11 protein-coding genes are annotated in these 12728 nt (G+C 71.0%); 5 read left to right on the plus strand and 6 right to left on the minus strand.

Going from position 1 to position 12728, the window contains the following annotated elements:
• Window positions 1–15: 15 nt before the first annotated feature.
• The 6 genes from ACYVK5_RS06965 to ACYVK5_RS06990 form a co-directional block, all read right to left on the minus strand.
• Window positions 16–2097 (minus strand): ABC transporter ATP-binding protein, encoded by a 2082-nt coding sequence (locus ACYVK5_RS06965; protein WP_460703210.1) that lies wholly within the window; start codon window positions 2095–2097, stop codon window positions 16–18.
• Window positions 2097–3863 (minus strand): ABC transporter ATP-binding protein, encoded by a 1767-nt coding sequence (locus ACYVK5_RS06970; protein WP_460703212.1) that lies wholly within the window; start codon window positions 3861–3863, stop codon window positions 2097–2099. The genes ACYVK5_RS06965 and ACYVK5_RS06970 overlap by 1 nt, the downstream gene beginning before the upstream one ends.
• Complete coding sequence (locus ACYVK5_RS06975) at window positions 3864–4640, minus strand: TetR/AcrR family transcriptional regulator (protein WP_460703214.1); 777 nt, start codon at window positions 4638–4640, stop codon at window positions 3864–3866.
• A gap of 208 nt (window positions 4641–4848) precedes the next feature.
• Window positions 4849–6015, minus strand: a complete 1167-nt coding sequence (locus ACYVK5_RS06980; protein ID WP_460703337.1) for an SPFH domain-containing protein — start codon at window positions 6013–6015, stop codon at window positions 4849–4851.
• Between the two features lie 80 nt (window positions 6016–6095).
• Window positions 6096–6542, minus strand: coding sequence for an NfeD family protein (locus ACYVK5_RS06985; RefSeq protein WP_460703216.1), 447 nt, complete (start codon window positions 6540–6542; stop codon window positions 6096–6098).
• 121 nt (window positions 6543–6663) lie between these two features.
• On the minus strand, window positions 6664–7449 hold the full coding sequence (locus ACYVK5_RS06990; RefSeq protein WP_460703218.1) for an ABC transporter ATP-binding protein: 786 nt from the start codon (window positions 7447–7449) through the stop codon (window positions 6664–6666).
• Between the two features lie 41 nt (window positions 7450–7490).
• On the opposite strand from ACYVK5_RS06990, the gene ACYVK5_RS06995 reads away from it, so the two are divergent.
• From ACYVK5_RS06995 to ACYVK5_RS07015, 5 genes are all read left to right on the plus strand, one after another.
• The gene (locus tag ACYVK5_RS06995; RefSeq protein WP_460703220.1) at window positions 7491–8252 is read left to right on the plus strand and encodes a hypothetical protein; all 762 of its coding nucleotides are present in this window, start codon (window positions 7491–7493) and stop codon (window positions 8250–8252) included.
• Window positions 8253–8469: 217 nt separating this feature from the next.
• Entirely contained in the window at window positions 8470–9699 is a 1230-nt protein-coding gene (locus tag ACYVK5_RS07000) for an IS701 family transposase (RefSeq protein WP_460703222.1), read from the plus strand.
• Complete coding sequence (locus tag ACYVK5_RS07005) at window positions 9696–11126, plus strand: sensor histidine kinase (RefSeq protein WP_460703224.1); 1431 nt, start codon at window positions 9696–9698, stop codon at window positions 11124–11126. The genes ACYVK5_RS07000 and ACYVK5_RS07005 overlap by 4 nt, the downstream gene beginning before the upstream one ends.
• 40 nt (window positions 11127–11166) lie before the next feature.
• Window positions 11167–11517: a nuclear transport factor 2 family protein gene (locus tag ACYVK5_RS07010; RefSeq protein WP_460703226.1), complete on the plus strand. Its 351-nt coding sequence runs from the start codon at window positions 11167–11169 to the stop codon at window positions 11515–11517.
• Complete coding sequence (locus ACYVK5_RS07015; RefSeq protein WP_460703227.1) at window positions 11517–12722, plus strand: low temperature requirement protein A; 1206 nt, start codon at window positions 11517–11519, stop codon at window positions 12720–12722. The genes ACYVK5_RS07010 and ACYVK5_RS07015 overlap by 1 nt, the downstream gene beginning before the upstream one ends.
• Window positions 12723–12728: the final 6 nt, after the last annotated feature.

Below are 12728 nucleotides of genomic sequence, written 5' to 3' on the forward strand. Positions count from 1 at the left end.
CATCTGCGCCAGGGCTCAGGCGGGAGCGGGAGCCTCCGCGCCCTCCGGCGCCGGCTCCTCGTCGACCACCGGGGCCGCGAACTGGCTCGCGTAGAGGCGCGCGTACGCGCCGCCCGCCGCGATCAGTTCGTCGTGGGAGCCCTGCTCCACGATGTCGCCGTGCTCCATCACGAGGATCAGGTCGGCGTCGCGGATGGTGGACAGCCGGTGGGCGATGACGAACGCCGTGCGGCCCTGGCGCAGCCGGTGCATCGCCTCCTGGACCAGCACCTCGGTGCGGGTGTCGACGGAGCTCGTCGCCTCGTCCAGCACGAGGATCTCCGGGTCGGCGAGGAACGCACGGGCGATGGTCAGGAGCTGCTTCTCCCCCGCCGAGAGGCTCGTTCCCTCGTCATCGATCTGCGTCTCGTAGCCGCCCGGGAGCGTCCGGACGAAGGGGTCCACGTGCGTGGCCCGGGTCGCCTCCAGGAACTCGGCGTCGGTGATCTCGTCGCGCACGCCGTAGCGCAGGTTCTCCTCGATGGAGCCCTTGAACAGCCACGTGTCCTGGAGCACCATCCCAATGCTGCCGCGCAGCGTGTCGCGCGTCATCTCGCGGGTGTCGACGCCGTCGAGCGTGATGCGGCCGCCGTTCACCTCGTAGAACCGCATCAGGAGGTTGACCAGCGTCGTCTTGCCCGCACCCGTCGGCCCGACGATCGCGACCGTCTGTCCCGGCTCCGCCGTCAGGTCCAGCCCCGTGATCAGCGGCTCGTCCGGGTCGTACGAGAACTCGACGTCCTCGAACACCACCCGGCCCCGCACCGGACCGCCGTCGCCCGGCACCACCGGACGGGCCGGGTCCGGCTCCTGCTCCGGGGCGTCGAGCAGGTCGAAGACCCGCTCGATCGACGCCACGCCCGACTGCAGCAGGTTCATCATCGACGCCACCTGCGTCAGCGGCTGCGTGAACTGGCGCGAGTACTGGATGAATGCCTGCACGTCACCGATGCTGAGCTGCCCCGACGCCACCCGCAGGCCGCCCACCACGGCGATCACCACGTAGTTGAGGTTCCCGATGAAACCCATCGACGGCTGCATCGTGCCGGAGATGAACTGCGCGTTGCGGGTCGCGGCGTGCAGGCGCTCGTTCTCCTCCGCGAACGTCTCCGCCGCCGCCCGCTGCTGCCCGTACACGCGCACGATCGCGTGCCCGGTGAACATCTCCTCGATGTGCGCGTTGAGCTTGCCGGTGCTGGACCACTGCCTGATGAACTGCGGCTGGCTGCGCTTCGCGATCTGCATCGTGATCACCACCGACAGCGGTACGGTCACGAGCGCCACCAGCGCCAGGATCCACGAGATCCAGAACATCATGGCCAGCACGCCCACCACCGTCAGCAGGGACGTGACCAGCTGCGCGAGGGTCTGGGTGGCCGTCTGGGCAGCGTTGTCGATGTCGTTGGTGACGCGCGACAGGATCTCCCCGCGCCGCTGCTTGTCCACGTAGGACAGCGGGATGCGATGCAGCTTGGCCTCGACGTCCTCCCGCAGCCGGCGCATCGTGTTCTGCACGGCGACCGCCGTGATGCGCGCCTGCAGCCAGCCGAACAGGAACGCCGCCACGTAGACGCCGACCGCCCAGGCCAGGACGGTGACGAGCTGCCCGGTGTCGACCCCCTGCCCGACCACCACGCCGTCCATGCCCGCGAGCATGTCCGCCATCTGGTCCTCGCCCCGGGCCCGCAGGCCCTCGGTGACCTCCTCGACCGGAGTGCCTGCCGGGACCTGTCCGGCGAGCATCGTGCCGACCACGCCGCGGAAGATGACGTCCGTCGCCTCACCCAGGATCTTCGGGCCCGCGACGGTGAGCGCGACCGAGATCACGCCGAACAGCGTCAGGAGCACCACCCGCGCCCGCTCCGGTCGCATGACCGCGGCGAATCGCCGCAGCGAGCCCCTGAAGTCGAGCGGCTTCTCGGCCGGCATGCCCATGCCGCCCATCGGCCCGGCACCCGGGCCGCGCCGGGCGCCGCTGCGCGACGCCTCACGCGCCGTCTCCGCGTCGCTCGCCTCGGTGGAGGCGCTGCCCGACCGCGTTCCGTTGTGCGTGCTCATCAGGCCGCCTCCTCCAGCGTCATCTGGCTCGTCACGATCTCCTCGTAGGTCTCGCTGTAGTCCGGGTGGTCCCGGTCGAGCAGCTCGTGGTGGCGTCCGCGGCCGACGATCTGGCCGTGCTCCAGCACGAGGATCTGGTCGGCGTCCCGGATGGTCGCGACGCGCTGGGCCACGACGATCACCGTGGCGTCCCGCGTACGCGGCGCGAGGGCGGCCCGCAGCCGGGCGTCGGTGGCGTAGTCCAGCGCGGAGAACGAGTCGTCGAAAAGGTAGACCTTCGGCTCGCGCACCACCGCGCGCGCCATCGCCAGGCGCTGGCGCTGGCCGCCGGAGAAGGTGCTGCCGCCCTGGCCGACCGGCGCGTCGAGCCCCTCGGGCAGCGCCTCCACGAAGTCCCGCGCCTGGGTGATCTCGAGCGCCTGCCACATCTCGTCCTCGCTCGCGTCCGGCTTGCCGTACCGGAGGTTGCTCGCGATCGTGCCGCTGAACAGGAACGCCTTCTGCGGCACCATGCCCAGCAGCGAGCCGAGGTCGTCGGTGCTCAGGCTCCGCACGTCGACGCCGTCGACCAGGACGCGGCCGCCCGTCACGTCGAACAGCCGCGGCACCAGGTTCAGCAGCGTGGTCTTGCCGGCGCCCGTGGAGCCGATGATCGCCGTGGTCTCGCCCGGGCGGGCCGTGAAGCTCAGCCCGTGCAGCACCGGCGCCTCGGCTCCCGGGTACCCGAACGTGACGTCCTCGAACGTGACCAGGCCGCGCGGGCCGGCGCCGTCGGACAGGCCGCTCAGCGGGGACGGGTCGGCCGGTTCGACGACCGACGTCCTCGTGGCGAGCACCTCCGAGATGCGGCCCGCCGCGACGGCGGCGCGCGGCACCATCATGACCATCATCGTGGACATCATCACGGCCATGAGGATGAACATCAGGTACGCGATGAACGCCGTCAGCGCCCCGATCTGCATCTCGCCCGAGTCGATCCGCCCGGCGCCGAACCAGAGCACGGCCACGCTGGACAGGTTCATGACGAGCATCACCAGCGGGAAGGCCATCGCCATGAGCTTGCCCGCCCCCAGCGACGTGTCGTAGAGCGCCTCGTTGGCGACGTCGAACCGCTCGACCTCGCGCCGCTCCCGGACGAAGGCGCGCACCACGCGCAGGCCGGTGATCTGCTCGCGCAGCACGCTGTTGATCGTGTCGATCCTGGCCTGCATGGCCCTGAAGTACGGCACCATGCGCCACATCAGCAGCCCTACGCACACCAGCAGCACGGGGACGACGACGAGCAGCAGCATGGACAGCTCCACGTCCTCCTGCAGCGCCATGAACACGCCGCCCACCAGCATGATCGGCGCCATCACCATGATCGTGAACATCATGATCAGCACCTGCTGCACCTGCTGGACGTCGTTGGTGGTGCGGGTGATGAGGGTCGGCGCCCCGAACTGCCCCACCTCGCGGGCGCTGAACGTCTGCACCGTCGAGAACAGGTCACGCCGGACGTCCCGGCCGAACGCGGTGGCGGCCTTCGCACCGAGGTACACGGCACCGACCGCCGTCGCGGCCTGCAGCAGGCTCACGCCGAGCATCCACCCACCGGTGCGCCAGATGTAGGCGATGTCGCCCTGCACGACGCCGTTGTCGATGATGTCGGCGTTCAGCGAGGGCAGGTAGAGGTTGGCCAGCGTCTGCAGGAGCTGGAGCACCAGCAGCAGCACGACGGCGGCACCGTACGGGCGCAGGTACCTGCGCGAGAGCTGGACGAGCATTCAGTGTTCCTCGCTGTGATGGGAGGCCGCCTCGTTGCCGGCGGACGCGGCGGGGGGCGAGTAATGGCTATCAGGAACCTTCAGGTCCGGCGAACGCTTTTCGCCGACGATCCCGTGGACCAGGGCGTCGGCCAGGACATCGGCCGGGAGGGGCGGACCCATCCGCTCGAGCCCGGGACGGTGGTGGGCGGTGGCGGCCTCGATCAGCGAGACGGCGACCTCGATCGGCACCCGCAGCCGGTCGAGCTCCTGCGCGAGCAGCCGTCCCAGGGTCTCCTCGACGACCGTGCGGCGGATCTCCTGCTGGTCCATGAGCCGCGCCCGCATCTCCCGGGCGCGCTCCTGGTGGGCGCGGTCCCGCTCGTCCACGCCCTCCCGTGTGTGCAGGAAGCGCAGCACCATGACCCACGCGACGGCCTCCTCCGAGCGCCGCTGGCCACGCTCGATGACCTGCCGTACCCGGTCGACGAGCGGCAGCCGCGGATCGATCGACTCGAGATCGGCGCGGGTCACCGCCGGGTCCGACGCGCGCAGCAGGCCGGTCAGCGCTACCTCGCCGATCAGGCACGTCTTGTCGCCGAAGGCGCGGAACAGGGTGCCCTCGGCGACGCCCGCGGCCTCGGCCAGCTCGCGCGAGGTCGTCTCCACACCGCGCTCCGCGACGAGCGGCATCACCGCCTCGACGATCGCCGCGCGGCGCTCCTCCGGGGCCATCGGCGCCGCGCGGCGGCGGCCGTCGCCGTTGGCCGCGGCGGAGGTCTCTCGGGTCGGGGACACGACGCCACCATAACTGAGTGAGCACTCACTCCGCAACCGAAGGCGGCACCATGTGGTCGGCCCCATGTCGAGTGGTCGGCCCGAAGTCGAGAAGTCGGCCCCCCGGGCGACCGACCGCACGGACAACGGACCGACCACATCACGCGCCCGCGCAAAAGCCGCCCCGCCCACGAAAGTCGCGGGCGGGGCGGCCGAGGCTACGCCGGAACTACTGCTGCGGCGGGGGCGGCGGCGGGACCTCGCCCTCGTCGCCGTTCACCGGGCGCGGGCGCGGCGTCGACGGCGTCTGGCGTGCCTGCGTCGAGCCGCCGGGGCGCTGACCGCGCTCGGCCGACGGGTCGAACGGCGCGCCCGAGCGGGTACCGGACTCGGTGGCGTCCGCCGTGGCGGCCTCCGCCTGGCGCTGGGCCTCGGCCAGGGCGTCGCCGGCGCTCGGCAGGATGCCGCCCCCGGTGAGGAAGTCGGTGGTCGGCGTGACCGGCGGCGGCGTCGGGCCGGTGTCGCCCGCGGCGGCGCCACCGCCGAAGCCCTTGGCGATGCTCGACATCGCGGCGGTGAACTCGGTGGGGATCACCCAGTTGGTGTTCGACGTGCCGTTCGCGAGCTGCGGCAGCATCTGGATGTACTGGTAGCTCAGCAGCTTCGGGTCCGCGTTGCCGCGGTGGATGGCCTCGAAGACCTGGAGGATCGCGCGCGCCTCACCCTCGGCCTCGAGGATCTGGGACTGCGCCGAACCCTCGGCCCGCAGGATCGCCGACTGCTTCTCACCCTCGGCGGTGAGGATCGCGGACTGCTTGACACCCTCGGCGGTGAGGATCGCGGCGCGGCGGTCGCGCTCGGCGCGCATCTGCTGCTCCATCGCGCCCTGCACCGACTGCGGCGGGTCGATCGACTTCAGCTCGACGCGGTTGACGCGGATGCCCCAGCGGCCGGTCGCCTCGTCCAGCACGCCGCGGAGCTGGCCGTTGATCTGGTCGCGGCTCGTGAGCGTCTGCTCCAGGTCCATCGAACCGATGACGTTACGCAGCGTGGTGACCGTCAGCTGCTCGATCGCCGTGATGTAGTTCGCGATCTCGTAGACGGCCGACCGGGCGTCGGTCACCTGGAAGTAGATGACCGTGTCGATCTCCACCACCAGGTTGTCGCTCGTGATCACGGGCTGCGGCGGGAACGACACGACCTGCTCGCGCATGTCGACGCCGGCGCGCACCTTGTCGATGAACGGCACCAGCAGGTGGAAACCCGGCGTCAGCGTCGTGTGGAACTTACCGAGGCGCTCGATGACCAGCGCCACGGCCTGTGGCACGATCCGCACCGCCCGCGACAGCGCCACCACCACGACGATGACGAGTATAAGGAGGACTATCCACAGCATGATGTTTTCCACAAGCGTCTCCTACCACGCGGGCGCACCCGCTCGAACGATATGTGTACGTAGAAACCGGGTGCCGGCGGTCAGGCCGACTGGTCTGCCGACTTCGGTGCGACCACCGCGGTCGCGCCGTCGATGCGCACCACCTGCACCGTAGACCCCTCCGCCAGCGGAGGCGAGCCTTCCGCCGCGCGTGCCGTCCAGACCTCGCCCATGAGCTTGACCATGCCGCCCACGTCCGTGACCTCCTCGACCACGGACGCCGTCCGGCCCACGTGCGCCTCGGCGTTCGTGAGGGTCTCGGGGCCACCCCTGGACAGGTACCGCTTCAGCGGCGGACGCAGGGTCACCAGCAGTACCGTCGAGACGACGGTGAACACGATGACCTGGACCCACAGCGGCTGGCCCGCCCCGGCGGCCCCGGCGGCCGCGAGCGCACCGCCCGCGAACATGATGAATACGAAGTCGAGAGTCGTGATCTCGATCAGACCGAGCAGTAGGGCCGCACCGACCCACCACAACCACTCCATCGGAATCCCCTCCCCGAAGCTGGGCGCTCACCTGGCGCCTTTGCCCGAAGATTACCAATCCCTCACACGTCGGGCCAGTAAAATCGGGCGTAGTTCCGACGGCGGTTCGGTAACGCCCTCGTCAGCGTGCGGCTCGCGCCAGCCAGCGTCCCCCGCCGTGCGCGACGACGAGCGGCAGGCCGAAGGCGGCCGAGAGGTTGTCCGCGGTGAGCACCTCGTCGATCGGGCCGGCGGCGTGGATGCGGCTGCGCCCCATGAGCAGCACGTGCGTGAAGCCCTCGGGGATCTCCTCCACGTGGTGGGTGACCAGTACCAGCACCGGCGACGCCGGTTCGGCGGCGAGTTCGGTCAGCGCTCCCAGGAGTTCCTCGCGCCCGCCGAGGTCGAGCCCGGCGGCGGGTTCGTCGAGCAGCAGCAGTTCCGGGTCGGTCATGAGGGCCCGCGCGATCTGCACGCGCTTGCGCTCGCCCTCGGAGAGGGTGCCGTAGTGCCGGTCTGCGAGCTTCGCGACGTCGAACGCCGCCAGCAGGTCGGTGGCCCGCTGCTCGTCGACGTCGTCGTACGTCTCCTGCCAGCGGCCCGTGACGCCGTACGCGGCGGTCAGGACGACGTCGCGTACCGTCTCGCCGCCGGGGATCCGGTCGGCGAGGGATGCCGACGACAGCCCGACGCGCGGGCGCAGCTCGAACACGTCGGTGCGGCCGAGCGTGGCGCCCAGCACCTCGGCCCGGCCGGCCGTGGGGTGCATGCGTGTCGCGATGATCTGCAGGAGTGTCGTCTTGCCGGCGCCGTTGGGCCCCAGGACGATCCACCGTTCTCCCTCGTTCACCCGCCAGTCCACAGAGTCGAGGATGGTCGTGGTGCCGCGTCGGACTGTGACGCCCGAAAGGTCGAGAACCGTGCTCATGGTCCACAACAGTAACCGACATGTCTCATACTGTGAGGGCGATGAACACAGCGCCGGACCTGCCCCGCAGCGTCGTCCTCGCCCTCTGGCTGCAGGGCGTCGGCGACACCTCGGACGCCGCGGGCGCCATCCAGGGCGACGACGAGCCGCATCGGGTCCACGGCCTGCCCGGGGTGTGGGACGGCACGGATCTCGGCACGCTGCTCACCACGTGGACGCACGGGCCGCGGACCGTGGCCGCGCTGCTGCCGGTGGCCGGCGATCCCGCCGGTGTCCCGGCCGTGGTGACCGACGACGCCACGGAGTCCGGCGAGTGCGTGGTGATCACGACGACGGACGGCAGCTGGGCCGCCGTTCCGGAGATCACGCCGTTCGGCAGTCACCTCGAGCCGGGTCATCTGGTCGAGTGGCGGGTCCGGCCGGTGCCGGACTGGAGCACAGGGCTGTTCGGCACGATCGGGTCCGTGTCCGACGCCGAGCGCGAGCTGCGCACCAGCCTGATGACCGCCACCGACGCCCTGGACTCGCTCGACGTCGCCCGCTGGCGGGACGACGCGGCCGACGCCATCGAGCGCCTCCGGGCCGCGAGCACCGCCGACTGGCCGGTGCCGCACCTGGACGGCCGCCGCGCGCGGGTCCTGCAGCTCGCCGCGCGCCTGCGCGCGATCGTCGCGCTGGGGGCGGTGGACGACGGCGGCGCGGTGAACCTCTGGCAGGTGGACCAGCGCAGCACGGCGCTGCGGGAGGTCGACCGGACGGCCCGCCACGCGATGAGCGCGGCGACGTACGGCGAGCTCCGCTAGCGTCCCGCGCCCGGGTGGGAGTTTGTCACCCGCTACTTTCCTGGCGCCCGGCATCCAGGTCGGTAAGAATGCAGGTCAGACCGTGACTGCTCGGCAACGCCCCACCCTCAGGGAGGACCATGCTCCAGACACGAACGACGCACCGATCACCATCGAACGAGGCCCGGTTCCCGTGGTCTCACTTCCGGTTCCGATCGGGGTCGTGATGGAGGACGCGATGTCACGGGCGCAGGCCCTGGAGCGGCTTGTCAGCGGTCTTCCGCGTGCGGATCAGCGTCGATGGGCGCGGATCTATGTCGATCGGCTGGCCCGGCTGGAGGGTGAGCTGGGGAGCCGGACGCTGGTGAGCTGGATCGCCCAGAACGGAGGGGGCGCCGACCACTCCCTGCAGCGGTTCCTCAACCGCAGCCACTGGGACCCCGACCACATCCGCCGGGCGATCGCGGACGTCACGGTCGAGCAGTTCGGCGTCGAGGCGTGGGTGGTCAGGGACGTCGTCTTCGCCAAGCACGGGACGCAGTCGCCGGGGGTCGAGCGGCAGTACGTCTACGAGCACAAGAAGGTGGTCAACTGCCAGAAGTCTCTCGCGTTGTGCCTCGTGACGGACCGGTCGGCCGTCCCGGTGAACTGGCATCTGCGCATCCCGCAGTCGTGGCACGCCTCGTCCCGGCGCGACAAGGCGGGGATACCGGGCGACGAGATCCCCGCGAGCAGGGACGCCCTCGTCGTCCGGCTGCTGGACGAGACGTCCGCGTGGGAGACCGTGCCGTCGCGTCCGGTCGTGTGCCGGGGCGAGAACCCGGCCGAGTGCACCGCGCTCACCGCCCGGCTCGCGGCGCACGCCTACCAGTTCGTGGTCGCGGTCGAGGCGGACACGCCGAGCCTTCCCGACTCGGCCGACGTGCTGCAGCGCGATGCGGCCGCGCAGCAGCGTCCTGCCCGCGGACTGGCCGACATCGTCCGGCAGGCCGCCCCGGCCAAGGTCACGGTCACCTGGCAGTTGCGCCACGGGGCCGTCGCTCGTGGCCAGTTCGCGCTGGTTCCGGTCCGCCTGCCGGTCAAGAACGCGCCGGCGCTGCGGCTACGGGCGCTGGTGGAGTGGCCGCCCGGCAAGGCCGTGCCGGTGGCGCTCTGGCTGACCAACATCGAGGACGCGCCGATCCAGCGGCTGGTCGCCATCGCGCGGCTGGCCCGGGTGGGAGACCAGATGGTGGAACAGCTCCAGTCGCGGTTCGCCCTGGAGGCGTTCGAGGGCCGCACCTTCCACGGGTGGCATCATCACGTGGCGCTCGTCTCGGCGGCGTACACGCTGTGGCTCGGATGGTGCGTCGGCACCGGCGAGAGCACGGCGGACGGCGTCGTCCGCGATCCGGGCACGGCCAGCCACTGGAGCACCGTGGCGAGCATCGCGTCCGGATTCGGTATCGGGGGGAGGACGGCCCGATGAGCACGGAGTCGTTCGCCGACGCGCTCGCGCGGAGCGCGCTGTTCGCGGAGGTGTCCCGGGCGGACATCGAGTGGACCGCTGAGCTGGCCCGGGATGTCGACGCTCCCGCCGGGCTGGTCCTGTTCCGCGAGGGCGACGACCCTGACCGGTTCGTCGTCCTCCTGCACGGGGAGCTGCTGATCAGTACCAGGGTGGACGATCGCGACGAGGAGCTGACCCGGCACAGCACGGAGGACTCCGGCCAGACGGACAAGCCCGGCGAGGCGCACGGCTTCACGGGCGAGATGCCGCTCCTCGCGAACGTGTCATACGTCGCGACGGCGACCGTGTCCCGCGACTCACGGGTCGCGATCTTCGACCGGGCCGCGTTCAACGCCCTGCTGGAGCGGGTCCCGCAGGTGTGCCGGGTCCTGCTGCCGGTGCTTGCGTGGCGCCTCCATTCCTCGTCGATCCAGGCGGGACAGCGCGCCACGATCATGGCGCTGGGGACGCTCGCCGCCGGCCTGGCGCACGAGCTCAACAACCCCGCCGCCGCCGTCGGCCGGAGCGCGCGGGCACTCCAGCGGCAGATCCCGGCGCTGGTGGATGCGGCGACCGCCTGGGGTGCGACGGCGACCGCCGCCGAGGCGCGGCACGTGGCCGACGTGATCGCCGCGGTACCGGCGGCCCCGGAGCCCCTGTCGGGGATCGCCCGGTCCGCACGGGAGGACGAACTGGTCGCGTGGCTGGAGGATCACACCCGGATCGGGAACGACGACGTCGACGACCTGGCCGAGGCCCTCGTCGAGTCCGGGATGGGCACCGACCAGCTCGATCAGGTGGCGGCAGGCGTCCGTGCCGAGGTGCTCGACGCCGCGCTGGGCCATGTCGCCGCACGGCAGGCCGGCGTCGTCGAGGCGACCGCCATCTCCGAGGCCGCGACCCGGATCTCGTCGATCGTCGCCGCGACCAAGGAGTACACGAACCTCGACCGGGCGCCCGAGCAGGAGTTCGACGTCGCCGCGGGCATCGACTCGACGCTGCGCATGATGACGCGCAGGCTGAACGGCATCGACATCAGGCGCCGCTATCCGGACGAGCCGCTGGTGGCCTCCGGGTACCCGACCGAGCTCAACCAGGTGTGGACCAACCTGATCGAGAACGCGGCCGACGCCATGTCCGGCACCGGTTCGCTCGACATCGAGGTACGACCGGAAGGCACGTGCGTCACGGTCGCGATCACCGACACCGGCCCGGGCATTCCCGAGGACGTCCGGGCGCGCCTGTTCGAGCCGTTCTTCACCACCAAGGACATCGGCAAGGGCACGGGCCTGGGGTTGCACCTCTCCCACCGGATCATCACCCAGCGGCATCGCGGCTCCGTCTCGGTGACGTCCAAGCCGGGCCGTACCACGTTCACGGTACGCATCCCGAGAAGAGCAGGTTAAAGCTGTGCCGTCGACACGAGAGCACGTTGGAGGATGAACGGTGACTGACGAAGACTTCCTCAGGCGGCATCTGTCCCTGATCGAGCGAGCCGACTGGGAGACCCTTGCCACCCGGTACCACGAGGACGCCGTGCTGATCCGTCCGGACCGGACGTTCACGGGCCGCCGCGCCATCCAGCGGATGTTCGCGGAGTCGTACTCCGACTCGCCCCGTCTGCTCGACCTGTACGTCCACATCGAGGACGCCGACGTCGTGCTGTACCACGCCGAGCAGGCGATCGGGCCCCGGCAGTTCACCGCGGTGGGAACGATGGTGCTGCGCGACGGGCTGGTGTGGCGTCAGACGGCCGTCGTCCTGCCCACCGCCGGCAGCGGCGAGAAGGAGCTGTGATGCCGAGGAACACCCTGCTCACCCGGATCAGCCGGGTGCACCCGACCGACGACCAGCACCGCGTCACGACCCTCGAGCTGTTCTTCGATCTCGTGTTCGTGTTCGCGGTCACCCAGGTGGGGAACTACGTCGTCCACCACTTCGGCCCGCCGAGCATCGCCCGGGGCCTCCTCGTGCTGGCCCTCCTCTGGTTCACGTGGAGCAGCTTCACCTGGCTGGGCAATCAGGGCCGCGCCGACCGTGGCGCCATCCGGGTGGCGGTCATGGGCGCGATGGTGCTCATGCTGCTGGTCGGAGTCGCCATCCCCGCGGTGTGGGACTCGCACGGCGACCTTCCCGGGGGCGTCGCGCCCGCGCTCGTCTTCGCGGTCTGCCTGGGTGCGGTGCGCATCCTGCATCTCGCGGTGTACGGCCTGGCCGCGGGCCAGGACCGGGCGCTGCGCCGCCAGGTGCTGCGGGCGTCCGTGCCGGTCGGGGTGGCCGTCACCCTGCTGATCGCCGGCTCGCTCCTGCCCGGGACCGGTCAGGCCGTGCTCTGGACGATCGCGCTGATCGTCGACTACGGAGGGGTGTACCTCTCGGGTGCCGACTGGCGGCTGACCGCCCCGGGGCACTTCGCCGAACGGCACGGCCTCGTCGTGATCATCGCCATCGGGGAGACGGTCGTGGCCGTCGGAACGGTGGCCGTCGGCGGCGTGTTCGACGCCGAACTGATCCTGGGCCTCCTGCTGTCCGGCGTCGTCTGCGTCTGCATGTGGTGGACCTACTTCGACGCCGTGGCACCCCAGGCCGAGCACGCGCTCCTGCGGCGGGAGGGCACGGAGCGCGTCAAGGTGGCCCGGGACGGGTTCAGCTACATGCACTTCCCCCTTGTCGCCGGCATCATCTTCACCGCCCTGGGGATCAAGCAGCTCATCGCCTCCGTCGTCGACCCGCACGGCCACGACTTCTCCACCGCGGCCCGGCTGACGCTGTTCCTCAGCGTCGCCTGCTACCTGCTGTCCGACCTCGTCTTCCGCCTGCGGAGCCGATCACCTCTGAACAAGCCACGCCTCGTGAGCGCGGCCGTCCTCGTCGTGTGCGCGTTCGTGACGGGCGGCCTCGGTGCGGTGGCCTGCCTCGCGGTCCTCGTCGCGGTACTGCTGATCACCCTCGTTCTGGAGGACGTCTTTCCTGCCGACGACCTCTCCACCGCAACAACCTGACGGGAG

The organism is Myceligenerans halotolerans (assembly GCF_054782975.1).